The sequence below is a fragment of the Rhizobium sp. KDH_Rht_773_N genome (assembly GCF_052946295.1).
Window position 1 is genome coordinate 653832 of record NZ_JBRFNB010000002.1, and the last position, 22910, is coordinate 676741.

General features: G+C 64.4%; 23 protein-coding genes. 6 read left to right on the forward strand and 17 right to left on the reverse strand.

The features are described 5' to 3' along the window. Positions 1-46: 46 nt before the first annotated feature. The 6 genes from glpD to ACU8HS_RS25000 form a co-directional block, all read right to left on the reverse strand. Positions 47-1579, reverse strand: coding sequence for a glycerol-3-phosphate dehydrogenase (gene glpD, locus ACU8HS_RS24975; protein WP_447016436.1), 1533 nt, complete (start codon positions 1577-1579; stop codon positions 47-49). Between the two features lie 263 nt (positions 1580-1842). Then, on the reverse strand, positions 1843-2628 hold the full coding sequence (locus tag ACU8HS_RS24980) for an aldo/keto reductase (RefSeq protein WP_447016437.1): 786 nt from the start codon (positions 2626-2628) through the stop codon (positions 1843-1845). A 159-nt stretch (positions 2629-2787) separates the two neighbouring features. After that, a complete protein-coding gene (gene nadC / locus ACU8HS_RS24985) occupies positions 2788-3687 on the reverse strand; it encodes a carboxylating nicotinate-nucleotide diphosphorylase (RefSeq protein ID WP_447016438.1) in 900 nt (299 codons plus the stop codon). A 1-nt stretch (position 3688) separates the two neighbouring features. Further along, the gene (locus ACU8HS_RS24990; RefSeq protein WP_447016439.1) at positions 3689-5233 is read right to left on the reverse strand and encodes an L-aspartate oxidase; all 1545 of its coding nucleotides are present in this window, start codon (positions 5231-5233) and stop codon (positions 3689-3691) included. An 11-nt stretch (positions 5234-5244) separates the two neighbouring features. Next, complete coding sequence (nadA, locus tag ACU8HS_RS24995) at positions 5245-6216, reverse strand: quinolinate synthase NadA (protein WP_112572151.1); 972 nt, start codon at positions 6214-6216, stop codon at positions 5245-5247. A 71-nt stretch (positions 6217-6287) separates the two neighbouring features. Beyond that, positions 6288-7184 carry an NUDIX hydrolase gene (locus ACU8HS_RS25000; RefSeq protein ID WP_447016440.1) on the reverse strand — a complete coding sequence of 299 codons (897 nt, stop codon included), beginning with the start codon at positions 7182-7184 and terminating at the stop codon, positions 6288-6290. Between the two features lie 155 nt (positions 7185-7339). Here ACU8HS_RS25000 and ACU8HS_RS25005 point away from each other — a divergent pair, with 155 nt between their 5' ends. After that, positions 7340-7585 (forward strand): type II toxin-antitoxin system ParD family antitoxin, encoded by a 246-nt coding sequence (locus ACU8HS_RS25005; RefSeq protein WP_112572153.1) that lies wholly within the window; start codon positions 7340-7342, stop codon positions 7583-7585. A 39-nt stretch (positions 7586-7624) separates the two neighbouring features. On the opposite strand, the gene ACU8HS_RS25010 is transcribed toward ACU8HS_RS25005, so the two are convergent. The 4 genes from ACU8HS_RS25010 to ACU8HS_RS25025 are packed head-to-tail and all read right to left on the reverse strand — an operon-like array spanning position 7625 to position 11111. Beyond that, the gene (locus ACU8HS_RS25010; RefSeq protein WP_447016441.1) at positions 7625-8428 is read right to left on the reverse strand and encodes a 3-methyl-2-oxobutanoate hydroxymethyltransferase; all 804 of its coding nucleotides are present in this window, start codon (positions 8426-8428) and stop codon (positions 7625-7627) included. 22 nt (positions 8429-8450) lie between these two features. Then, positions 8451-9677 (reverse strand): NAD(P)/FAD-dependent oxidoreductase, encoded by a 1227-nt coding sequence (locus ACU8HS_RS25015; protein ID WP_447016442.1) that lies wholly within the window; start codon positions 9675-9677, stop codon positions 8451-8453. A gap of 8 nt (positions 9678-9685) precedes the next feature. Further along, on the reverse strand, positions 9686-10000 hold the full coding sequence (locus ACU8HS_RS25020; protein WP_112572043.1) for a MocE family 2Fe-2S type ferredoxin: 315 nt from the start codon (positions 9998-10000) through the stop codon (positions 9686-9688). A 22-nt stretch (positions 10001-10022) separates the two neighbouring features. Further along, positions 10023-11111, reverse strand: coding sequence for a fatty acid desaturase family protein (locus ACU8HS_RS25025; RefSeq protein ID WP_112758734.1), 1089 nt, complete (start codon positions 11109-11111; stop codon positions 10023-10025). Positions 11112-11245: 134 nt separating this feature from the next. On the opposite strand from ACU8HS_RS25025, the gene ACU8HS_RS25030 reads away from it, so the two are divergent. Beyond that, on the forward strand, positions 11246-12274 hold the full coding sequence (locus ACU8HS_RS25030; RefSeq protein ID WP_112572047.1) for a LacI family DNA-binding transcriptional regulator: 1029 nt from the start codon (positions 11246-11248) through the stop codon (positions 12272-12274). Between the two features lie 153 nt (positions 12275-12427). Further along, positions 12428-13240, forward strand: a complete 813-nt coding sequence (locus tag ACU8HS_RS25035; RefSeq protein WP_112758732.1) for a TIM barrel protein — start codon at positions 12428-12430, stop codon at positions 13238-13240. 6 nt (positions 13241-13246) lie between these two features. Here the strand turns inward: ACU8HS_RS25035 and cobM are convergent, their stop codons facing one another. Further along, the gene (gene cobM, locus ACU8HS_RS25040) at positions 13247-14005 is read right to left on the reverse strand and encodes a precorrin-4 C(11)-methyltransferase (protein ID WP_112758730.1); all 759 of its coding nucleotides are present in this window, start codon (positions 14003-14005) and stop codon (positions 13247-13249) included. Between the two features lie 4 nt (positions 14006-14009). Then, on the reverse strand, positions 14010-15239 hold the full coding sequence (gene cbiE / locus ACU8HS_RS25045) for a precorrin-6y C5,15-methyltransferase (decarboxylating) subunit CbiE (protein WP_447016443.1): 1230 nt from the start codon (positions 15237-15239) through the stop codon (positions 14010-14012). Here cbiE and ACU8HS_RS25050 point away from each other — a divergent pair. After that, positions 15238-16008 (forward strand): cobalt-precorrin-6A reductase, encoded by a 771-nt coding sequence (locus ACU8HS_RS25050; protein ID WP_447016444.1) that lies wholly within the window; start codon positions 15238-15240, stop codon positions 16006-16008. The genes cbiE and ACU8HS_RS25050 overlap by 2 nt on opposite strands. Here ACU8HS_RS25050 and ACU8HS_RS25055 read toward each other — a convergent pair. The 5 genes from ACU8HS_RS25055 to cobF form a co-directional block, all read right to left on the reverse strand. Beyond that, the gene (locus ACU8HS_RS25055; protein WP_447016445.1) at positions 15972-16736 is read right to left on the reverse strand and encodes a precorrin-3B C(17)-methyltransferase; all 765 of its coding nucleotides are present in this window, start codon (positions 16734-16736) and stop codon (positions 15972-15974) included. The genes ACU8HS_RS25050 and ACU8HS_RS25055 overlap by 37 nt on opposite strands. Continuing rightward, positions 16733-17458 carry a precorrin-2 C(20)-methyltransferase gene (locus ACU8HS_RS25060; RefSeq protein WP_113413980.1) on the reverse strand — a complete coding sequence of 242 codons (726 nt, stop codon included), beginning with the start codon at positions 17456-17458 and terminating at the stop codon, positions 16733-16735. The genes ACU8HS_RS25055 and ACU8HS_RS25060 overlap by 4 nt, the downstream gene beginning before the upstream one ends. Further along, entirely contained in the window at positions 17455-18087 is a 633-nt protein-coding gene (locus ACU8HS_RS25065; RefSeq protein ID WP_112704344.1) for a precorrin-8X methylmutase, read from the reverse strand. The genes ACU8HS_RS25060 and ACU8HS_RS25065 overlap by 4 nt, the downstream gene beginning before the upstream one ends. 2 nt (positions 18088-18089) lie before the next feature. Continuing rightward, positions 18090-19451, reverse strand: coding sequence for a precorrin-3B synthase (gene cobG, locus ACU8HS_RS25070; RefSeq protein WP_113413981.1), 1362 nt, complete (start codon positions 19449-19451; stop codon positions 18090-18092). 75 nt (positions 19452-19526) lie between these two features. Then, positions 19527-20291 (reverse strand): precorrin-6A synthase (deacetylating), encoded by a 765-nt coding sequence (gene cobF, locus ACU8HS_RS25075; protein WP_447016446.1) that lies wholly within the window; start codon positions 20289-20291, stop codon positions 19527-19529. Between the two features lie 202 nt (positions 20292-20493). Between cobF and repA the strand changes: the two genes are divergently transcribed. After that, positions 20494-21690: a plasmid partitioning protein RepA gene (gene repA / locus ACU8HS_RS25080; protein WP_112572067.1), complete on the forward strand. Its 1197-nt coding sequence runs from the start codon at positions 20494-20496 to the stop codon at positions 21688-21690. Next, on the forward strand, positions 21687-22670 hold the full coding sequence (gene repB / locus ACU8HS_RS25085) for a plasmid partitioning protein RepB (protein ID WP_447016447.1): 984 nt from the start codon (positions 21687-21689) through the stop codon (positions 22668-22670). Before repA ends, repB begins: the two co-directional genes overlap by 4 nt. Positions 22671-22910 lie beyond the last annotated feature (240 nt).

The following is a 22910-nucleotide window of genomic DNA, read 5'->3' on the forward strand; positions in this document are numbered from 1 at the left end:
TACGAATACTGCATATGGGCGCGAGACACCGCCCTGTTTCGGAGCATCATCCCGCCATGCGGATCGGCGCTGCGGCCATATATTCATCCAGCGCCGCCGCTTCCGCGCCCGAGAGATAGAGCCCTTTCTTGCTGCGTCGCCAGAGCACATCGTCAGCGCAGACGGCCCATTCGTTGTCGATGAGATAGCGCACCTCGGCCTCGTAGAGATCGGAACCGAACAGCCGGCCAAGGTCGTCCGTCTTGCGGGCATCGCCGAGAATGACGGATGCTTTGGTGCCGTAGCGGCGGACGAGCCGGCGCGCATGGGCATCGGCCAGGAACGGATAGCGGCCCTTGAGTTTCGTCACTTCCGCCTCGTAGCCCTGCACCGGAAAGTCGCCGCCCGGCAGATGGCTGCCCGCCGTCCACGGCCTCCCCCTGGCACCGATCGCCTCGCCGATCTTCTCCAGCGCATGTTCCGACAGCCGCCGGTAGGTGGTGAGCTTGCCGCCGAAGACGTTGAGCAACGGTGCCTCGCCCGCCTTGCCCTCCACCTTCAGCACATAGTCGCGCGTCGCCTCCTGCGCCTTCGAGGCGCCGTCGTCAAACAGCGGACGCACCGCCGAATAGGTCCAGACGATGTCCTCGGGCCTCACCGGCTCCTGGAAATATTCCGAGGCCGCATTGCACAGATAGGCCGTCTCTTCCTCAGAGATCGCCACGTCCTTCGGATCGGCGGTGTAATCGCGGTCGGTGGTGCCGATCAGGGTGAAATCGCTCTCGTAGGGGATGGCGAAGATGATGCGGTTGTCGGGGTTCTGGAAGAAATAGGCGCGCGGGTCCTCGAACTTCTTCTTCACGACGATGTGGCTGCCCTGGACGAGGCGCACATGGCGGGCCTCGTTATGGCCGAAGGCAGAGCGGATGACGTGATCGACCCAGGGACCGGCGGCATTGACCAGCATGCGGGCCTGATGGCTCTCGCTCTTGCCGGTCAGCGTGTTGACCGTCTCGATCGTCCAGACGTTCTTGCCCTCGCCATCCTTCTCCTGCCTGGCCGAGACGACCTTGGTGCGCGGCATGACCAGCGCCCCCTTGTCGGCGGCGTCGCGGGCGTTCAGCACCACCATGCGGGCATCGTCGACCCAGCCGTCGGAATATTCGAAGGCCTTGGTGAACAGCGCCTTCAGCGGCCTGGCCGCCGCATCGCTGCGCATGTCGAGCACGGCCGTCGGCGGCAGAAGCTTGCGGCCGCCGAGATGGTCGTAGAGGAACAGGCCAAGCCGGATCATCCAGGCCGGGCGGATGCCGCCCTTGTGATAGGGCAGCACGAAACGCAGCGGCCAGATGATGTGCGGGGCCATGGCCCAGAGGATCTCGCGCTCCATCAGCGATTCGCGCACCAGGCGGAACTCGTAATGTTCGAGATAGCGCAAGCCGCCATGGATCAGCTTGGTGGCGCCGGACGACGTACCCGAAGCGAAATCGTTCATCTCCGCAAGCGCAACCGCATAACCGCGCCCAACCGCATCGCGCGCGATCCCGCAGCCGTTGATCCCCCCGCCGATGACGAAAATATCGTGAATACGATCGCTCACACCCAATCTCCAAACCGTCGCCCACAATCAGGGCATTGCGCGTTCCGGTACCGGGGAGGCACCGGGCGTTCCGTATCGCCCCGAAGCCTCAAGCAACCGCAATTGCGCCGCTGCGGGAGCAGCGGTTCATTACTCTGTCAGACTGACGATCGTGCACGTTACGACGGCAAACTACGACGCGATTGAGACAATGATGTAAAGGGGGCGTTCGCAGGCAGAGCGCGCGCCGAAAGTTCGCAAGACATGTCATTCGCGGAGAAACCTCAGTCCCAGTCCGGCCCCCAGTCCGGATCGACGACGCGGTGGTTGCGGTCGATGGTCTCGATGCGGCCTATCTCCTCAGTCGAAAGCGTGATCGCGCTTGCCCTGAAGTTCGAGCGGATGCGCTCCGGCCGGCCCGAAGTCGGGATGGTGCAATAGCCCTTGGCAAGCTCGAAGGCGATCGCCACCTGCTCCGGCGTCGCGTCGTATTTTTCGCCGATCGAGCGCAGGACCGGCTCGTCGGACAACATGCCGCGGGCGATAGGCAGGTAGCAGGTGACGAGGATCCCCTTTTCCTGGCAATGGTTTGCGAGCTTCTTGTTCTGCAGGATCGGGTTCAGCTCGAACTGGTTGTTGGCGATCTTTCCCTTGCCGAGCAGCGCTTCGGTCTGTTCCAGCAGCGCGATCGTGAAGTTCGAGACGCCGATCAGCTTCGTCAGGCCGCGCGCCTGTGCCTCGGCGATCTGGGTGATGTAGACCTCGAGCGGAACGCGGCCGTTGGGTGAGGGCCAGTGGATCAGCGTCAGGTCCACCCGATCGACCTTGAGCGCTTCCAGGCTCTTTTCCAGCGAGGGCACGAGCGCGCCCGGACCGAAATTATCGGTCGAAATCTTCGTCGTCAGGAAAACGTCGTTTCGGTCAAGACCCGAGCGGCTGAGCGCTTCGCCGACTTCGAATTCGGTATCATAGGTTTGGGCAGTATCGAGGTGCCGGTAGCCGGTTTCGAGGGCGCACAGGATCGCATCGATGCCTGTGGGGCCGTTGCGCCCGTAAGTGCCAAACCCCATTAACCGAATAACATCATGTTTTTGCAAATCTATTTCCTCCAATTCGCCTCGCTCCTCCAGCGCGCGTCCAAAGATTTGCAATAGCTTGGGGCCGTGTCCAGCGAAAAACGCCTGCGGAACATGACGCCAAACCGGATCGCGGCCGGGTTTGAACGGCGCCTAGAACGCCTGCGCAACCCGGCGCAATGGCGCAGCGCTTTCGGCAGCGGCTTCGACGAAATCGAGGCCGATATCGAGAACCGGGGCGCTGTGCGTTAGCCAGCCGACCGAGATCAGGTCGACGCCGGAGGCTGCGATGGCCGGCGCCGTTGCCGGGGTGACGCGGCCCGACGCCTCCGTGATCGCCCGGCCGGCGACGATGCCAACCGCCTCGCGCAGCTGGTCGGGCGTCATATTGTCGAGGAGAACGGCATCGACCCCCTCCGCCATCGCCTCGTGCAGCTGGTCGAGCGTGTCGACCTCCACTTCGATCTTGACCATATGGCCGACAGAGGCTTTGGCGCGGCGGATGGCTTGCGAAACGCTGCCGGCAATGGCGACGTGATTGTCCTTTATCAGCACGGCATCGTGAAGCGCGAAGCGGTGGTTCATGCCGCCGCCGGCGCGCACGGCATATTTTTCGAGCGCCCGCAGGCCAGGCGTCGTCTTGCGGGTGCAGACGACGGAGGCTTTCGTGCCGCGGATCGCCGCCACGATGCCGGCCGTCACCGTCGCGATGCCGGAAAGATGGCCGAGGAAATTCAGCGCCGTGCGTTCGCCCGTCAAAAGCCCGCGCGACGGGCCTTCGATGGTGGCGATCACGCTGCCCGGCTGAATGGCAGCCCCATCAGGCAGATGTTGCCGCATCGTGATGGCGGGATCGACAAGCTGGAAGGCAAGCTCCGCCGCGTCGAGACCGGCAACCACGCCCGGCTGGCGGGCGGCCATGACGACCGTCGAGCGATGGTCCGGGGGGATGACGGCAGCGGATGTGATATCGCCGGCAAGGCCGAGATCCTCGGCCAGGGCTGCGCGCACCAGCGGCTCGACAATGACGCGCGGAAGGGAAGCGAGGTTCATCTCAGGCACTCCTTGCAAGGGGATGGGAAGCCGTTGTCCGGGCGATTTCGAAGGCTTCGGCCAGGGTCATCCGCCGCCGCGCGGCTTCCGCACGCTTCAGCGGATAATCGGTACGCGCATGCGCCCCGCGCGATTCCGCCCGAAGGCTGGCGAAGACGGCGATCAGAAGCGCAACGATCGCCGGATCGGCAGCCGGTCCTTCGCCTTCGGCAAGCGGCAGCAGGCTTGCGACGGCGCCGTGAATGGCGCCCGCGTTGCGCAGCACGCCGAGATGGCGTGAAACGATCGGCCGGACAAGCGAAGGATCGGCTGCCGGCGGCAGCGCCCGGAGGGACGCGGGCATGGGCGGTTTTGCCGACGGCGCGGCGAGAATGTCGCGCGCGGCGCGCATGCCCATGACGGCGGCCTCCAGCAGGGAATTGCTGGCGAGCCGGTTTGCGCCGTGCAGGCCGGTGGCGGCCGCCTCGCCGGCCACCCAGAGCCCGGCGACGGAGCTGCGGCCGGCGGCATCGGTCGCCACTCCCCCCATGTGGTAGTGGACGGCAGGCCGCACCGGGATCAGCTGGGAGGCGGCATCGATGCCGGCTTCCCGGCAGAGTGCGTCGATGACCGGGAAACGGGTTGCGAAGTGGTTGCCAAGCGCTGCGCGCGCGTCGAGGAACACCCTGCCGCCACGCGACAGTTCGGCGCTGATGGCGCGGGCGACGACATCGCGCGGCGCCAGTTCGGCTGCGGCCACGCCGGCCATGAAACGCTCGCCATGTTCGTTGACGAGCACCGCGCCCTCGCCGCGCACGGCTTCGCTGACGAGCGCCAGCGGCCGGCGGCGGGAATCGAGCGCGGTCGGGTGGAACTGAACGAATTCCATATCGGCAAGCTCGGCTCCGGCGCGCGCCGCGAGCATGATGCCCTGGCCGAAATTGCCGGTCGGGTTGGTGGTTGCCTCATAGAGCCCGCCGATGCCGCCGGTTGCCAGCACGATGCGCCGTGTCGGCAGGATGACGGCGCCGTTCCTGCCGGCACAGACGAGGCCGGTGACGCCGCTCTCATCCGTCAGGACGCGGCGGGCCTCCAGCCCTTCGAGCACGGTGATGGAAGGCGTGGCAACAACCGCTTCGACCAGCGCGCGGATGACAGCCGCTCCCGAACCGTCGCCTTGCGCATGCACGATGCGGCGCCGGCTATGGGCCGCTTCCAGGCCGAGGGCAAAGCGGCCGTCCGCCGTCCTGTCGACGCGCACCCCTGCCTGCTCCAGTGCGGCAATGGCGGCCGGCGCCTCGGCGACGATGCCGGCGGCGATGACGGGATCGCAAAGCCCGTCGCCGGCAGCAAGCGTGTCGGCCAGATGCAGTTCGGCGCTGTCATCGGCTCCAAGGGCGGCGGCCATGCCGCCCTGCGCCCAGGCGCTCGACGTCTCTGCGCCAAGGCCCGCGCGGGTGATGATGACAACGGGCTCGGGCGCCAGCGTCAGCGCCGTCATCAGTCCGGCAAGGCCGCTGCCGACGATGACGGTGCGGCCGGCAAGCTGGTCGGATATCCCGCTCATGTCGCCCCCGTTCATACCGAAAGCATCCTCTCGACGGCGCGCCGGGCGGCAGCGGCAATCGCGGGATCGACCGTCACTTCATGGCGGTTTTCTTCGAGAGCCGTGCGGATATTGGACAGCGTGATGCGCTTCATGTGCGGGCAGAGATTGCAGGGACGGATGAATTCGACATCCGGGTGATGCACGGCGACATTGTCGCTCATCGAGCATTCCGTCAGCAGCACGACGCGCGCCGGCTTCTTCTGACCGACATAATCGGACATGACGGCCGTGGAGCCGGCAAAATCGGCCTCGGCAACGACATCGGGCGGGCATTCGGGATGGGCAAGAACCGTCACGCCCGGATGGTTTTCGCGCAATTGCCTGACGTCGTCGGCGGTGAAAAGCTCGTGCACCTCGCAATGGCCGTGCCAGGCGATGATCTCGACATCGGTTTCCTTGGCGACATTGCGGGCAAGATATTCGTCGGGGATCATCAGCACGCGCGGCACACCCAAGGATTCGACCACCTGTTTGGCATTGCCCGAGGTGCAGCAGATGTCCGAGGCGGCTTTGACGGCCGCCGAGGTGTTGACATAGGTAACGACGGGCACGCCCGGATGGGCCTGGCGCAGCAGCGCGATATCCTCGGGCGTGATCGAATCCGCCAGCGAACAGCCGGCACCCATGTCGGGGATCAGCACGGTCTTTTCCGGGTTCAGGAGCTTTGCCGTCTCGGCCATGAAATGCACGCCGGCAAGCACGATGACATCGGCATCGACCTCGATCGCCTTGCGCGCCAGCGCCAGGCTGTCGCCGACAATATCGGCCACGCCATGGAAGATCTCCGGCGTCTGGTAGTTATGCGCGAGGATGACGGCATTGCGCCTGCGCTTCAGCTCCAGGATCGCATCGACATCGTCCTGGAACATCATCCATTCGGCTTTGGGAATGACGCGGCTGACGCGATCATAGAGGGACGACGCGGATACAAGGTGGTTCATGGCCGGCTCCATCAATTATGCTCGATTTGAGCATATTATGCGCAAAGAGATATTCTCACGATGAGCATATGTCAATTGCGGGAGAGCGGTAATTTCGTTCCGGCGAGCGCGCGCTCTTCGAGAATGGTCTGGCGGAAGCGGAAAAGCTTGGCCGGCCGGCCGCCGGTCTCGCTTGTCGCCTCACCGGTTTCCTCCACCAGTTCCTGCTGTTCGATCAGGCGGCGGAAATTCTGCTTGTGCAGGGTCAGGCCGGCCAGCGCTTCCACGGCGCGCTGCAACTGCAGCAGCGTGAAGCTTTCCGGCATGAGTTCGAAGACGACGGGGCGGTATGTGATCTTGGCGCGCAGCCGCGCAATGCCGGTCGCCAGAATCCGCCGGTGATCGGCAAACATCGCCCGGCCGAGATTGTCGTCCTTGCTGGCGCCGGCTTCGGAGACGAGACCGGCCTCATAGAGCAGCTCATAACGCTGCAGCGTCAGATCCTCGTTCCAGCCGCCGCCATCGAGCCCGAAGGTGAAATCGGCGCGGCGATGACGGTATTCGCGTCTTGCCGGATCGGCATCGGCCCAGAGGCGCAGGCGCGCGATCAGGTCGTCGAGAATGGCCGGCCGCCCGTCGCGATGGTCTTCCCAGGGGAAATATTCGTACCAGCCATGCCAGCCCGGCCGCCCGGCGCCCGACTGTTCGTTGACGAGGCCGAGATAGCTGATCGAGATGGTGCGCCCGCCCTGGATATCGTTGTTCCGGTCGCGGTCGGCAAAGGTGTAGAGCTGCTCGAGAAAACCGACGGGATGGGCGGTCTGTTCCTGGATCCATTCACGCAGGCCCGATTGCAGCGTGCGATGGCCCATTTCGAAAGGGCCTGATGGCAACGCATCGCCATTGCGGATCGTCATGACGCGCGGCTCATCGCTCGTCACTGCGACGAGAACCGCGATCAGTTCCGCATGTGCAAAGCCTATCGTCACCGGCGCCTGAGAATCTGTTTCTGATGGTTCTATTCTCTGGCATAGGGCATGTCCGATGCCAATGACGGGCGCGCACCCTCCCCAGCAAAGACGTGCGCGTCGAATTGAGAATTACCAAGTATTGGTATATATTGGTAGCAATGCAGGAGGCTTCCTTGTCCAAGAATACATCCATTGCTTTGGGCGATCATTTCGCGGGTTTCGTCGAGCGGCAGGTCGTCGAAGGCCGTTACGGCTCGGCAAGTGAGGTCATTCGCGCCGGCCTGCGACTTCTCGAGGAGCACGAGGCCAAAGTGAAATTTTTACGAGATGCAATCGATGCAGGGATCGATAGTGTCGAGGCCACGGATTTCGATTTCGACGTATTTCTCAAAGACAAGCGTCGAGTTCGGCCCAGATGAAAGCTCAGGTTCTGTCCTGTGTCGAAAGGTGGAAGGTATTTACCCCTCCGCCTCCAGCCGGTGCAGGAAATTGCGCAATTCGGCCTCGTCGATGCCGACGAGATGACGTTTTTCCGGATAGGCGCCGGAGCTGACATGCTCGGAAAATTCGCTGAAGGCGGCGATGCGTTCGCGTTGCAGCCGGTCATATTCGGCGGCGAAGTTGCGATAGACCTTGGCGTGGCGCGGCGTGTGGTCTCGGGTCGTGCCGAGCACGTCGTCGGCGAAGAGATATTGCGCATCGCAGCCCCGTCCGGCGCCCATGGAGATCATCAGCATCGAGGTGCGGCTGGAAATCGCCGCCGCGACGTCGCCGGGAACGACCTCGATTTCGGCTGCGAAGGCGCCGGCATCCTGAAGCGCTTTCGTCTGGCGCCAGACATCGAAGGCGCTGGCCGCGGTCTTGCCGACGGCGCGAAAGCCGCCGGTCCAGGTCGCTTTGGAGGGGATGAGCCCGACATGGCCGCAGACGGGAATGCCCTCGTCGCGCATGCGCCTGATGGTCTGCAGGCTTGCCGCGCAATAGACGGCATCGCCTCCGGCTTTCAGCGCCTTGAAGGCCTCGCGCATATAGTCCTCGGCCGAGACATGGTCGCCATATTCGAGGCCCGGAATGGCGAAAGGCGTGGGAGCCGCCTCGCGAAAGGCGGGGCCGAGCAGGGCCGGCGGCACGGAGACCATGTCGATGCCGGCTCTTTCCGCCGCTTCCGCCTCTTCGAGCGAGGTGACGCGCAGCATGGTGAGCTGCCGTTTCCCCTTGAGTGCCAGCAGGTCGGCGACCGTGGCGCGATCGTGCTTTTTCATCGCAATATCCTTTGGACCGGTATCAGGCGGCGAGAAGCGTCTTCAGCTTGACATTGCTGGCCGTCAGCGCAGCCGGATCGGGATGGGCGCGCGCGGCAATCAGCATTTCCGCCAGCCGGATATCGCGGGCGACCGCATTGCCGGGGCCGATGCCGCTTGCGGCGATCAGCCGGCCCTCTGCGTCGAGATGGAAGAGGATGAAGGCGCCCTCGGCGAGATCGCGGCGCAGATGCGTGACCGCGCCGTCGGCCAACCCTGATATCTGCAAGGTCATGTCATACTGATCCGACCAGAACCACGGCACGGCGGAGACCGGCTCATCGGCGCCGAGCATGTTGGCGGCGGCAAGCGCGCCCTGTTCCTGCGCGTTGCGCCAGGATTCCAGCCGCACGCGCCGGCCGCCATAGAGTGCGAGCGGGAAGGAGCAGCAGTCGCCGGCGGCGAAAATATCGGGGGCGGAGGTGCGCAGCCGGTCGTCGACGGCAATGCCGTTGTCGATGACAAGCCCGGCCGCTTCGGCAAGCGCGGTATTCGGCCTGGCGCCGATGCCGACAAGCGCCAGATCGGCCTCGATTACTTCGTCGCAGGAAAGCCGGATCACGGCCTTGCCGTCTTGCTCGGCCAGGGATTCGATGGAGACGCCGCAGCGCAGATCGACGCCCTCTGCGCGGTGGCGTTCGGCGATGTGGCGGGCGATGTCTTCGGGAACGGCGCGTTTCAGCACCCGTTCCAGCCCTTCGACGATGATGACATCGGCACCGAGCTGGCGCGCAGTGGCCGCGACCTCCAGGCCGATGAAGCCGCCGCCGATCACGGCGAGCCGCTTGCCGGGCTGCAGGGCGGCACGCAGCGTCACCGCATCCTGATAGGTGCGCAGCGATCGGATACGGCTGCTTGCACCCGGTGCATTGGGAAAGGCGCGCGCACTTGCGCCTGTCGCAAGCAGCAGCCGGTCGTAAGCGAGTTCGCCGCCGTCGGAGAGAGCGACGGTATGGGCCGCGGCATCGAGGCCGCTTGCCGTCATGCCGGTCAGCAGGCGGATCCTGCCGGCCTCGTAGGCTTCCTCGGCGGCGACGAATTTCGGATCGGCCTTGCCGGCAAGGCCCGCCTTGGAGAGCGGCGGGCGCTCATAGGGCGCATGCGGCTCCGAACCGACAAGCGTGATGTCGCCGTCAAACCCCTTTTGCCGGAGCGCGAAGACGGCACGCGCTCCGCATTCCCCTGCCCCGATGATGACGAAATGGGCCATGGCGCGCCTCAGATGGCGATGAAGACGGCGCCGTCTTCGATCTTGACGGGATAGGTCTTCAGGTTGACGCAGACCGGAGCCCCCTTGGCTTCGCCTGTCCTGTAGTTGAAGCGGCCGTTATGCTTGGGACATTCGATGATCTCGTCCATGACGAGCCCGTCGGCGAGATGGACCTGCTCATGGGTGCAGAGCCCGTCGGTCGCAAAGAATTCGTCGTCCGGGCTGCGATAGACGGCAAAGGTGCGCCCGCCATGGTCGAAGCGAATGACATCCTCCTCGTCGATCTCGTCCCTGCCGCAAACCTCGATCCAGTTTCCGCTCATGTCTTTTCCTCCCTCGATCTTGTTATTGAGCTGCGGGCGCCAGTTCGGCGTGGAATTCCTCGCGATAGGGCCGCGCCGTTGCCGGCAGTTCCCGCTTGAGGAAATAGTCTTCGTTGCGAAGCTGGCGCAGGAAGGCCGGGATCATTTCCCTGTAGCCGGACCAGATCGACGGATTGGGCGCCGGCAGGTCGTGTTTGATCATCGCATGCAGTTTCGGCAGCGCGTGGTAGGGCACCATCGGGAACATGTGGTGTTCGACGTGGTAGTTCATGTTCCAGTAGATGAAGCGGCTGATCGGGTTCATATACACCGTGCGGCTGTTCAGCCGGTGGTCGATGACATTGTCGGCAAGCCCGCCATGCTGCAGCAGGCCGGTCAGGACGTGATGCCAGGCGCCGTAGAGGCGCGGCAGGCCGATCAGCATCAGCGGCAGGACAGAGCCCATATAGACGGCGAGTGCGATGGTGACGACGTAGATCGCAAGCCAGATACGGGCAATGCGGATCGCCTTCGGCTGCTCCATCTCGGGAATGAAGGTCTTTTCCTCGGGGCTGATGACGCCGGCCGAATTTCTGACCATGTCGATGACCGCATGCCAGGCATCGAGAATGCCGAAGACGTTGAGCACCAGACGGAAGAGATCCGGCGGGCGCATGACGGCGATCTCGGGGTCGCGGCCGACAATGACGGTGTCGGTATGGTGGCGCGCATGGCTCCAGCGCCATGTCACCGGATTGCGCATGATCATGAAGCAGGCAATCTGGTAGACGACATCGTTCATCCAGCGCGTCTTGAAGGCTGTGCCGTGGCCGCATTCGTGCCAGCGGCTGTCGGAGGCCGAGCCGTAGAGCACGCCATAGGCCAGAAAGAAGGGAACGGCGATCCAGGAGCCCCAGAAAGAGATGCCAAGTGCTGCTGATACCGCCATGCCGCCGAGCCAGAGTGCCGTGTCGCGGATCGCCGGCGTGTCGGAGCGCTGCATCAGCGCCTTCATCTCCTTGCGCGGAATATCCGTGTGATACCATTCCGCAGCCGCCAGCCCGGTTTCGACCGCCGTGCGCCCGCTCTCTCCCAAGAGGCTGTAATCGCGCTTGCCCGCCTCGCCTGCCATGCCTTCCTCCCTCGTCAGCTCCTGGCCCGGAGAATAGGTTGACTTCGAAAGGCGCTCAATGCAGGCTTGATATATTCTATCAAAAGCCATCAAAATCGGCTTTCATTTATGAGTGAAAACTATCAGGAACAGCCATGCGCCGCCCCACCATCTCCGATCTCGCCCAGGCTTCCGGTGTCAGCGTCGCCACCGTCGATCGCGTGTTGAACGGCCGCCATCGGGTGCGGGAGGAAACGGCGCGGCGCGTCTACGATGCGGCCCAGTCGATCGGCTATCATGCCGTCGGCCTGATCCGGCAGCGCGTCTTCGAGGATCTGCCGCAATATCGGCTGGCCTTCCTCCTGCAGAAGCCGGCGCAGCCTTTCTATCAGGCCTTTGCCCGGGAGATCGAAACGGCAGCTCGCAATGTTACCAGCGCGCGCATCCAGACGCAGGTGGAATATCCGTCAACCGCAACGCCGGCGGCAATCGTCGAGAAGATCAGGCTGCTTGGCGCCAGAAACCAGGCCGTCGCCCTTGTCGGGCCGGATTATCCGGCGCTGACGGCAGCGGTCGAGGAGCTGAAGGAGCGCGGCATCCCCGTCTTCTCGCTGCTGTCGGATCTGGCGACCGGCGTCAGGGACGCCTATGTCGGCGTCAACAACCGCAAGGCCGGCCGCACAGCCGCCTGGATGATCGCGAAAGCTGCGCGCCGGCCCGGCAAGGTCGCCTGCTTCGTCGGCAGCCACCGCTTCCACGGTCATGAGCTGCGGGAAATGGGCTTCCGCTCCTATTTTCGTGAGGAGGCGCCCGATTTCGAGGTGGTCGAAACGCTGATCAATCTCGAAACGCCCGAGATCACCCATGAGGCGACGCTGACGCTCCTGCAGAAACATCCCGATCTCGCCGGCCTCTATGTCTGCGGCGGCGGCATGGAAGGGGCGATCTCGGCATTCCGCGAGGAGGGGATCGGCGGCCGCACCATACTTATCGTCAATGAGCTGACGTCGGACAGCAAGGCCGGCCTTGCCGACGGCATCGTCACCATGGCGATCGGCACGCCGCTGCCGGCGCTTTGCCAGGAGGTGATGTCGCTGATGATGGGGGCGCTGGAACAGGGCGAGATTGCCGTCCCCGGCCAGTCCTTCCTGCCCTTCGAGATTTTTCTGCCGGAGAATATCTAAAAATGATGGAATTCCATCATCCATCCGGAAAATCTAGCAGCAATGATAGAGTTTGATGCGCCGCGGCGGATGGATTGGCCGGGAAATTCCAGTAGAGATCGGCCGAACATTCACAATGCTTCTCACGCATGAGGGGCGAGGAGGAGATTTCGCATGGCATCCATCCGTTTCGCGCTGAACCATATGGCCGCACCGTCGCTGCCGATCGAGGATTTCTTTGCCCTTGCCGCCTCGCTCGGCATCGATGCGGTGGAGATCCGCAACGATCTCGCCGGCAATGCCATTCTCGATGGCACGAGGGCAGAGGTCATCAAGCAAACGGCTGTCCGCCACGGAGTCGCGATCATTTCCATCAACGCCTTGCAGCGCTTTAACGAATGGAACGCGACGCGCGCAAGAGAAGCCCGCGAACTGATCGATTATGCCAAGGCGGTCGGCTCGCAGGCGCTGGTGCTGGTTCCGAAGAATGACGGCACGGGCTGCGCCGACGGCGAACGCCAGGCAAATCTCCGCCGCTCGCTCAAGGAACTCCGTCCGATGCTGGATGCCGCCGGCATTGTCGGGCTCGTGGAGCCGCTCGGCTTCGCAATCTGCTCGCTGCGCTCCAAGGCGGAGGCAGCCGACGCGATCGAGACGCTGAATGCGCAGCCGACCTTCCGGCTGGTGCACGATACGTTTCACCATCACCTTGCCGGCGAAACGCCCTTCTTCCCGCATCTGACGGGGCTTGTGCATATTTCCGGTGTCAGCGATACCGCCGTTTCGGTCTCCGACATGCGCGATCCGCACCGCGTCCTCGTCGATGCCAACGACAGGCTCGGTAACGCCGCCCAGATCAGCGCGTTGCTGCAGGCAAGCTACAAGGGGCCGTTTTCTTTCGAGCCCTTCGCATCCGAAGTCCATGCGCTGAAGGACCCCGGCGCCGCCCTGAAGGCGAGCATGGATTATATCCTCGCGAAGGTCTGAGAAGCCCTATTCCCGGCCGCGGAAGCGGCGCTGGTAGGCAGGGTCGTAAAGAGAGCTTTCGCGGAAATCCTCCGTCGAAAGAGAGCGGCCGACGAAGATGATGGCCGTGCGCTCGATCGGCTCGGCCGCCACTTTCTCTTCGATATCGGCGAGCGTGCCGCGCAGGATGCGCTCGTCGGGCCAGCTCGCCTTGACGACGATGGCGACGGGGCAATCGGCGCCGTAAAGCGGGGTCAGTTCCGTTACAACCTCAGCCAGCGCATGGATGGCGAGATGGATTGCGAGCGTCGCGCCGGTTGCGCCGAATTTTTCGAGCGTCTCCTTGTTCGGCATCGGCGAGGCGCGGCCCGATACGCGGGTGAGCACGAGGCTTTGCGCCACGGCAGGGATCGTCAGTTCGCGGCCGAGCGCGGAGGCTGCGGCCGCGAAGGCCGGAACGCCCGGCGTCATCGTATAGGCGATGCCGTGTTTTTCCAGCCGGCGGATCTGCTCGGCGACAGCGCTCCAGACGGAGAGATCGCCCGAATGCAGCCGCGCCACATCCTGGCCGGAATTGGCGGCCTTCAGATATTCGGCCTCGATCTCGTCAAGCGACATGGGCGCGGTATCGATGACGCGTGCGTCCGGCGGGCAATATTGCAGGAGTTCGGGCGAGACGATGGAGCCGGCATAGAGGCAGACCGGGCATTTGCCGATCAGGTCGCGTCCGCGCACCGTGATGAGATCCGCCGCACCCGGTCCGGCGCCGATGAAATGAACCACCATTCTTCTATTCCTTGATCCAGCGCCATTGCGTGACGGGCATGGCCGGCCGCCAGCCGCTCATGCCGCCGACGGGGGCGGGGCGGGCGATTTCGATTTTGGTGAGCAGACCGCCGCGTGCGGCATATTCGGCCAGGAGCAGCGCTTCCACCTCCAAGGTCACGGCATTGGCGACGAGCCGCCCTCCCCGCTTCAGAGCCGCGATCGCGGCCTCCATGACACCGGCCTCGCTGCCGCCGCCGCCGATGAAGATCGCGTCAGGTGCCGGCAGGCCGGCAAGCGCTGCGGGTGCCGTTCCCTCGACAAGCGCCAGATCCGGCACGCCGAAGGCCGCGGCATTGCGGGCAATGCGGGCCGCCCGTTCCGGCGCCTGTTCGATGGCGATTGCTTTGAGCGACGGATCGGCCAGCATCCATTCGATACCGACAGAACCGGATCCGGCGCCGATATCCCAGAGGAGTTCGCCATGACGCGGCGAAAGCGCCGAAAGGGTCATGGCGCGGACTTCCCGCTTGGTGATCTGTCCGTCATGTTCGAAGAGCGCGTCGTCGAGGCCCGGAGCATAGGGCAGGACGCGCGCCGCCCTGCCCGCCACGACCTCGAGAGCGCAGACATTCAGCGGGTCGATCGCGTCGAAATCGAAACGCGCCGCCGTCGTGCTGCGGATGCGCTCCCGCCCGCCGCCAAGCGCTTCCAGAACCGTCAGCCGTGTCTCGGCAAAGCCGTTGGCGACGAGCAGGTCGGCAAGCGCCTGCGGCCCCGTCTCGTCCGAGGTCAGCGCCAGAATGTGCCTGCCGGCATGGAGATGCGGGCGGATGAGGTCGAGCGGGCGTCCATGCAGGGATATGCAGGCCGTCTCCTGCAGCGGCCAGCCGAGCCGCGCCGCCGCGAGGCTGAACGCGGAAGGTGCCGGGATCGTGCGCATCTCGTGCGCCGCGATCCGGCGCGACAAGGTCGCGCCGACGCCGTAGAGGAACGGATCGCCCGAGGCCAGAACGACGACGGGCGTGCCGCGGCGAGCCACGATCGCCTCCACCGATTTCTCGAAGGGGCTCTGCCATGCAAGGCGTTCGCCCGTTATCAACGTATCGGCAAGTTCAAGATGGCGCGCGCCGCCGAAGACGGCAGGTGCCGCAGCGATCAGGCGCCTTGCCTCTGCGCCGAGCCCGTCTGGACCATCTTCGCCGATGCCGATAAGAGTGAGCCAGCGCGGGCCGGAAGGGGACGTATCAGACATGGAGAAGACCCGTATCCTGATCCTCGGCGGCACCGGCGAGGCGCGCAGGCTGGCCGCGGAACTTGCCACGCGCGAAGAGTTCGACATCCTGTTGTCGCTTGCCGGCCGCACGGAGACCCCTGCCCGACAGCCGGTTCCGGTCCGTATCGGCGGTTTCGGCGGGGCCGACGGCCTGGCGACTTTCCTGACCGAAGGCGGCTACGGCCTGCTGATCGATGCCACCCATCCCTTCGCCGAACGCATTTCTGCCAATGCTGCGATGGCCGCCGGACGCACGGGTATCCCGGCACTTGCGCTCGTCCGCCCCGAATGGCTGCCGGAGCCTGGCGACCACTGGCATATCGTGGCCGATATTCCGGCGGCGATTGCATCGCTTGGGCCGGCTCCGCGCCGCGTCTTCCTGGCGACCGGCCGGCAGGGCGCCCACCATGCCGAGGTCGCGCCGCAGCATTTCTACCTTGTGCGCAGCGTCGATCCCGTCGATCCGCCGCTCGCCCTTGCCGATGTCGAATATATTCTCGACCGTGGCCCCTTCACGCTCGAGGGCGAAATCGAACTGATGCGGCAGTACCGCATCGACGCTGTCGTCACCAAGAACAGCGGCGGCACGGCGGCCTATGCCAAGATCGAGGCCGCGCGCCTGCTTGGGCTCAAGGTCGTGGTGATCGCCCGCGCGCCCGCTGCCGCCCTGACGTCGGTCGAAACGGTGGAAGCGGCGCTCGAAGCGATCGGTCATCTCGTCTCCCCGGCCATGAAGCGCGGCGTATAGATCAGGTCCGGCTGGCCCTCGCGGGCAATCACCCGCGTCTGCGGCGAACCGATGATCACGCAGGTCGCCATATCGGCAATGGAGGAATCCGCCGTTTCCAGCGGCTGCACCGTGATCCGCTCGTCCGGCCGGCCGGCCGCGCGGCCGAAGATGACGGGGGTCGCGCCCGGCAGATGCCGCCGCAGGAGTTCGAAGGTGGTGCCGAGCTGCCAGGGGCGGGCCTTGCTGATCGGATTGTAGAGAGCGATGACGAAGCCGGCTTGTGCGGCAAGCGCCAGGCGGTTTTCGATGACGGGCCAGGGTTTCAGATTGTCCGACAGCGAGAGCGCGCAGAAATCGTGGCCGAGCGGTGCGCCGACACGGGCGGCGACCGCCAGCATCGCGGTGATACCGGGCAGAACGGTGAGATGGATATCTCGCCATTCCGCCGGCCCCTTGTCGATCGCTTCGCAGACGGCGGCAGCCATGGCGAAGACGCCCGGATCGCCGCCGGAGACGACGCAGACATCGGCACCCTCGGCGGTAAGCGCCAGGGCGGCCCCTGCCCGGTCCAGTTCCTCCCTGTTGTCGGAGGCATGGCGGCGCTGGTCGGCGCGCAGCCTCAGGCGATCGAGATAGGGACCGTAGCCGAAGAAATCGCTCGCGGCTTCAACGGCGGCCAGCGCTTCCGGCGTCATCTGCTCCGGATTGCCGGGACCGGTGCCGATTACAAACAGTCGCCCGCTCATCGGCGGGCCTCCCAGCCGGGCACCAGCACCAGCGAGAAATAGGGCGCGTCACCCTCGCCCCGTTCGGCAAGCTTCACCATCGCCGCATTCGCCATCGTGCCGCGCTCGACATAAAGCGCGTCTTCGAGCCGGCCGGCCGCCTTGAGCGCACGGCGGATTTTCGGCAGGTTGCGGCCGACCTTCATGATGACGGCGGCTTCGGTATCGGCGAGACGACGGGTAAGCTCCTGCTCGCCCATCGTGCCCGGCAGGACGGAGAGCACGTCGTCGCCCTGAACGATCGGGATGCCTGCCAGCGACCAGCAGCCGGACATGGCGCTGATGCCGGGAATGACCTCGGTCGGGTAGCGCTGCGACAGCCGCACATGCAGATGCATGTAGGAGCCGTAGAAGAGCGGGTCGCCTTCGCTCAGCACCGCAACCGTGCGGCCTGCTTCGAGATGGCTGGCAACGGCATCGGCCGAGGCATTGTAGAAATCGGTGATGCGGCTCTGGTAGAGCGGATCGTCCTTGTCGAGTTCGGTCGTGACGGGATAGTAGAGCGGCAGCAGGGCCGTGCCGGGTTTCAGCAGATGCTCGACGATCGCCTTGCCGTTGCCGCCCCTGCCCTGCTTGGCGAAATAGGCAATGACGTCGGCGCCTTCGATGGCGCGGACGGCCTTGACGGTGAGAAGCTCGGGATCGCCGGGTCCGGTGCCGACGCCGATCAGGCGGGCGCTCATAGACCGGCCCTCGAAAGCGCATTGATGGCGGCCGCCGTCATGGCGCTGCCGCCGAGCCGGCCACGCACGATCGCATAGGGAACGCCGTAGGAATTTTCGGCAAGCGCGTCCTTGGATTCGGCAGCCCCGACGAAGCCGACCGGCATGCCGATGATCGCTGCCGGCTTCGGCGCGCCGTCGCGCAGCAGTTCGAGAAGATGGAAAAGCGCCGTCGGTGCGTTGCCGATCGCAACCACGCTGCCGGCGAGCCGGTCGAGCCAGAGATGCAGGGCGGCGGCCGAGCGGGTGTTTCCGGTCTCACGCGCAAGCTCGTGGGTGCGGGGATCGTGCAGGGTGCAGATCACCTCGTTGCCGGCAGGCAGGCGGGCGCGCGTCACGCCATGCGAGACCATTTCCGCATCGCAGAGGATCGGTGCCCCATCCTGCAGGGCAATGCGCGCCGCATGGACGAAATCGGGCGAGAAGACGAAATTCTGAGCCGCCTCGACCAGCCCGCAGGCGTGGATCATGCGCACGGCGATATCGGCCTCCTCGGGCGAAAAACGCGACAGATCGGCTTCGCTGCGAATGATCGCGAAGGAGCGTTCGTAGATCGCGTCTCCGCTGCGGATATAATCGTAGTCTGGCATTGCTATTCCTGTTGCAGCGCTTCGGCGAGACCGGAGGCTCCAAGCCTTTGCAGGCAATCGGCACTCGACTCGCCGGCACCTCTATTGTCTTCGATCAGCCGGGCGAGCCTCTCTATAGCGAAATCGATCCGTTCGCCAGCAATCCTTGCAGCCGGCGGGTCGGCCGCAAGCCCGCCGACGATAAAGCCGTACCCTTCGGCCGACCCCACGATCGCCAGATCGGCGCGCCGATGCGCGCAGCCTTTTGCGCAGCCGGAAAGGTGAAGCTTCATCGAGCCGTCGAAGAGCGCGGGAGCGCGATCCATCAGCCGACCGGCCAGGACCCGCGTTTCGTAAAAGCCCGAAGCGCAGGCGCCAGCCCCGGCGCAGGCGGCGACCTGCTCGGCCGGCTCGTTTGCCCGCACACTGAAGCCGTGATCGACGGCCGCCTTCCGGATCGCCGGCATTGCCGTCTCGGGCAGACCGATCACGAAGAAACCACGATCCGGAGCCAGCCGGATTTCTTCCGCGCCGGCGCTCTCGGCCGAAGTCAGGAAGGAGATCAGATCGGCGGCTCTTGCCTGACCGAATGTCAGGCGCACGCCAAGTGCGGCGCGGCCATCGCCCAAGGCCGTGATGCCGACGAAAGAGGATTTTTTCGGAACGGGACGGGTCGATCGAATGCTATCGATATCCGGAAAGCGGGCCGTCAGCGCTGCCGCATCGATATCGCGGGCGCGCGCACGCCTGCCATCGGCGGCCAGCATCTGCAGCAGATGGCCCACCGCATCGGCAGCGGCATCGGCGTTTCCAAGGGCAAGCGGCGTCGCGCCCTCTTCATCGCCTGCTATCGAAACCAGCCAGTGTCCCGATGGCTGCGCGACGATGCGGATATCGGCCGTGAGAGCGGAAAGCGAAAAGCGGCCGCCGCCGTCGATCAGGATGGAGAGTTTGGGAGCAAGACGCGCGGAGTTCAGGAGGTCGCCGAGCTTGTGGCGCAGCACGGCCTCCATCTCTGCCGCATCGGCGATCTCCTCGGCGTCGATACCGTGCAGCGGCGAAATCTCGATCGCCACGCCACCGGGCACAATGATCCCTGCATTGTCGACCTCCGCCGCCAGCGGCCCGACGGTATCGCTACGGAGCCCCCGGATCTGCAGATTGCCGCGCGGGGTGATTTCGAGAATGCCGTTGCCATGCAGTGCCGCCGCGCGGGCCAGGCGTTGGAACTGGGAAACCGTGAGTGCGCCGCCCGCAGGCCGCAGCCGCACCAACAGGCCGTCGCCGGTTTGCATGGGCGCGGCAAGCGCCGGGCAGGCACCACGCTGCATGCCCGCGATATCGGGTCTCCCCGCGTTCAAGATCTTGCCGGCAGCGCTGCGCATTCACCCATCCTTTGGTCCATCTCTTACATGATCGCGCCGGATGCAGCAAAGTAAGATCGGTCCGGTGGTCGGTGTTCAGTCCTCGAAATCCCGTCCCTTGCGCAGGAGATAGATGTCCATGATCCAGCCGTGCCGCGCGCGTTCCTCGGCGCGCAGACGGGCGATATCCCCGGCAATATCGCCAAGGCGGCCGGAGCGGATGACCTCGTCTTTGGTGCCGAGATAGGCACCCCAGAATATCTCGGCATCGGGATCATCGATCTTCGAAAAGGCCTGTTCTCCATCCAGCATCACGACCGTCGTCTCGTGCGTCAGCCCCGTTTGCGCCAGCCGCCGGCCGGTGGTGATCTCGACCGGCTTGCCGACGAGGTTGACCGGGATGCGATGGCTTGCCGCCAGCGCCTGGATGCTGGTAATGCCCGGCACGACGCTGTAGTCGAAAGCACAGGTCCCGGCATCACGCACCCGTTCGATGATGCGGATTGTGCTGTCATAGAGGCTCGGATCGCCCCAGACGAGGAAGGCGCCGCTTCCTGTTTCCGGCAGGCCTCCGATCAGGCCCTCGTAGATGCGGGCGATTGCCGCGTGCCAGTCGTCCACGCTCTCCATGTAGCTGCGGTTCTGGCCCGCCCGTTTCGGTACCTCGAATTCGACGATGCGGACGTCTTTGCGGCTCAAATATCGCTCGCAGATGTCCCGCCTGATGTCGGCCAGGTCTGCCTTGTCGGCGCCCTTGGTCGGGATGAAGACGACGTCGGCGCCGTTCATGGCGTTGATCGCCTGCACGGTCAGATGCTCGGGATTGCCCGTGCCGATGCCGATGATATGGATATGCCGCACGCTTCCTGCCTCGCAATTTTTGGGCGGTTGTGCCGCTAAAGCCGGCCCTTGGCAAGAGCAGCTTCAGGAGTTGGCCGCGGCCAACTTTCTATCTGTGTGGTTAGCGGAGCGTTTATTGTCGCCATCCCCCGAATCATGTCATCTACGATACGCTTTTTGAAGCTATGTTGACGGAAAAGCGCTTTGAGAAAGGGCAAGTGTTTTGGACAACATTAGCGTATCGACGACAGACATTCGCATCGAGCGGCACGCCACGCAGCTCTCGCGCCAGCTGAAGCTGCTGCGCGAAAGGCTCTTCCCGCCGCTTTCGCAAAAGACGCTGCGCACCTTCACCTCGGGTGAAGCGGCGCAGATGATCGGCGTTTCCGATGGTTATCTTCGCCAGCTCTCCCTGGACGGCAAGGGGCCGCAGCCGGACGTCTCGCAGAACGGCCGCCGCTCCTACACGCTCGGCCAGATCAACGAGTTGCGCCAGCATATGGCGAAGATCAAGCCGAAGGATGCGCTCTCCTACCTTCCCTGGCGGCGCGACGGGGAAAAGCTGCAGACGATCGCGATCACCAATTTCAAGGGCGGTTCGGCCAAGACGACGACCACGCTCTATCTGGCGCAGCATCTGGCGCTGGAAGGCTATCGTGTCCTGGCGATCGATCTCGATCCGCAGGCCTCGCTTTCCTCCCTGCTTGGCGTCCAGCCGGAATTCGACCTTTTGGATGGCGATACGCTCTATGGTGCGATCCGCTACGATGCACATCGGCGCCCGTTGAAGGATATTGTCCGCAAGACCTATTTCGACGGTCTCGATCTGGTCCCCGGCAATCTCGAGCTGATGGAGTTCGAGCACGAGACGCCGCGAGCGCTCAGTGATCGCCAGAGGCCGGAAGAGCTGTTCTTCCGTCGTGTCGGCAATGCGATTGCCGAAGTCGAGGCCGACTACGATATCGTCGTCATCGACTGCCCGCCGCAACTCGGTTATCTCACCCTCGGTGCCGTCTGCGCCGCCACGTCGCTTCTCATCACCATTCATCCGCAGATGGTCGATGTCGCCTCCATGTCGCAGTTCCTGCTGATGACGTCGGATCTTCTGTCTGTCGTGCGCAAGGCCGGCGGCGACCTGCAGCATGATTTCATCAAATATGTCGTCACCCGGCACGAGCCCTTCGATGCCCCGCAGTCGCAGATCGTGGCGCTCCTGCGCGGCCTTTTCGGCGATGACGTGCTGACGGCAACCATCCTGAAATCGACGGCAATCGCCGATGCGGGCCTGACCAAGCAGACCCTCTACGAGATTGAAAAGGGGCAGGTTCGCCGCTCCACCTATGACCGGGCTCTGGAATCGGTGAACGCCGCCAATGGCGAAATTCTTGCCAGCATCCATAAAGCATGGGGCCGCACATGAGCAGACGCGATCGACTGAAGGGACTGTTTACCGATACGGCGCAGGAGTTGGCCGCGGCCAACTTCGAGAGCGCATCCGCGCGCGGCGCGGCCGGCCCGGTGCGCACCATGGCGCTGACGCTCGGACGCATGGAGGAAGAGAGCAGGGCGATGGAGGAAGCCCTGCTGTCTGGCGAACATGTCGTCGAACTCGATCCGGAGCTGATCGATTCCTCTTTCATTCGCGATCGTCTCGGCGACGAGCCGCTCGACATGGAAGACGAACTCGTGCAGTCGATTGCACAGAACGGCCAGGAAGTGCCGATCCTCGTGCGACGCAACCCGCATCATGACGGGCGCTATCAGGTCGCCTATGGCCATCGCCGCCTCCAGGCGGTGAAGCTGCTCGGCCGCAAGGTGCAGGCGGTCATCCGCAAGCTCGACGATACCGACCTCGTCATCGCGCAGGGCATCGAAAACTCGGCACGGCGGAATCTGTCCTATATCGAACGGGCCGTCTTCGCGCTCAATCTCGAACTGAAGAAGTTCGACCGACCCGTCATCATGAAGGCACTTTCGACCGACAAGACGGAATTGTCGAAGCTCATTTCCGTGGCGAAAGCCATTCCCGCCGATATTATCCAGGCGGTGGGTGCCGCGCCCGGTATCGGTCGCAGACGCTGGATGGCACTTGCCCAGGATTGGACGGATGCTGCCGCTTCGCGGCTGACGAAGCTGATCGGATCGTCCACCTTCAATGCGGTGGAGAGCGACCGTCGCTTCGAGCTTCTCGTCGCCGAGCTTTCCAGGAAGGAAGAGGCGAAGCCCGAAACGGTCGAGTATGACTGGAAACCTGCGAGCGGCGGCAAGATCGCCGGCCGCATCAAGAGTTCCGGCAGCTCCTTCACGATTGCCCTGAAGACCGGCGACGCGCCGGAATTCGGCGCCTATCTTTCGAGCCGCCTCGACGAGCTCTACGAAGCCTACAAGGCCGGGAAGTAGACAGCGGGGCAGGGACGGCAAACCGCGGCGGGATTGCTGCCGCGCGCTGGTCGGTAGTGTAACTTCACCGGAGAGGCGGAGCGATTGCGATCGCTCTGCTCGTGACGCTCGGCGAGGCAGGCAAACACTCCGGTCTGAAAACCGGGTGATAACCTCGATCTCGCCGGCCGCGACGTTGTTTGCATGTTTTCGCCATGCGATAACTGACGGAAGCAAATACGGCTTTCCCTTCCCTTTGTG